Below are 1,193 nucleotides of genomic sequence, written 5' to 3'. Positions count from 1 at the left end.
CCCCGCCACTGGAAGCCGGCCCTGCTGGCCGGCGTCATCAACTCTGCGATTCCCTTCGCCCTGTTCGCCTGGGCCGTGATGCACATCGCCACGGGGCTGAGCTCCATCCTGAACGCAGCGGTCCCGCTGTTCGGCGCGCTGGTGGCCTGGCTGTGGCTGGGCGAGCGCATCTCGCGGCTGCGCTGGATCGGCCTGGCGATGGGCCTTGCCGGCGTGGCGCTGCTGGCCTGGCGCGCGCCGGCGGCGACCGCGCAAGGCTCGGCCCAGGCGGGCTGGGCGGTGCTCGCCTGCCTGTGCGCCTCCACCTGCTACGCGGTGGCCGCCAGCTTCGCCCAGCGCTACCTCCGGGGCGTGCCGCCCCTGGCCTGCACCACCGGCAGCCAGATCGGCGCGGCGCTGGCGCTGGCGCTGCCCACCGTCTGGGCATGGCCCGAGGGATCGCCCAGCCTGCGCGCTTGGGCCGCCATCGCTGCCATCGCGCTGCTGTGCACCGGCATCGCCTACCTGCTGTACTTCCGCCTGATCGAGCGCGCCGGCCCGAGCCGTGCGCTGGCCGTGACCTTTCTGGCGCCGGTATTTGCCGTGTGCTACGGCGCGCTTTTCCTGGGCGAGGCGGTGACCGTCTGGATGCTCGGCTGCGGGCTGGTCATCGTCTGCGGGACGATGCTCTCCACCGGCCTCCTGGAGGCGCGCCGGGGCGGCGTCGGCCGCCCCTGAGGCTCCGCGGACAGCTGCGAACCAAGCGAAACTACACTTCGATACATGGCGAGCCTGCATTCCGTTTTCTTCCGGCCCGCAGTGCCTGGGCCCAGCGGCGGGGCCTGAGTGGACATTCTGGCGTCCGCCCTGCACCTGCTGTTGCTGGGAGGCCTCGCGGCGCTTCCCCAGCGCAAGCTGGTGCACCCGCGCCGCAACACCCGGCTCGCCCTGGGGCTGCTGTGGGGGCTGGCATCGGCGCTGCTCGCCTGGCAAGGGGCTCTGGTCGCCGTGCCCGAGCTCGGCCCGGTCCACCTGGGCTTCATCGCCTCGGCCGCGTTCCTCTGGGGGGGCGCAGCGGGGGTGGCGGCCGGCGCGGTGGCCCTCGCCGGCGCCCTGCTGGCGGCGGGCAGCGGCGCCTGGCTGACGGGCGGCCTGCTGGCCGGCAGCAGCGTGGCGCTCGGCCTGGGCTGGCGCCTCGCGGCCGAGCGGCTGGG

The 1,193-nt window shown here is 74.6% G+C and carries 1 protein-coding gene and 1 pseudogene; both read left to right on the top strand.

Going from position 1 to position 1,193, the window contains the following annotated elements:
- Window positions 1-717, top strand: a 717-nt coding sequence (locus tag A612_RS13350; RefSeq protein ID WP_019374965.1) for a DMT family transporter, incomplete at its 5' end; no start/stop codon positions are given.
- A gap of 108 nt (window positions 718-825) precedes the next feature.
- Window positions 826-1,193, top strand: a pseudogene (locus A612_RS13345) (hypothetical protein); the annotation flags it as partial.

The organism is Melaminivora alkalimesophila (assembly GCF_000282995.1).
GTDB lineage: Bacteria > Pseudomonadota > Gammaproteobacteria > Burkholderiales > Burkholderiaceae_C > Melaminivora > Melaminivora alkalimesophila.
This window is presented reverse-complemented; position numbering and strand designations above follow the sequence as displayed.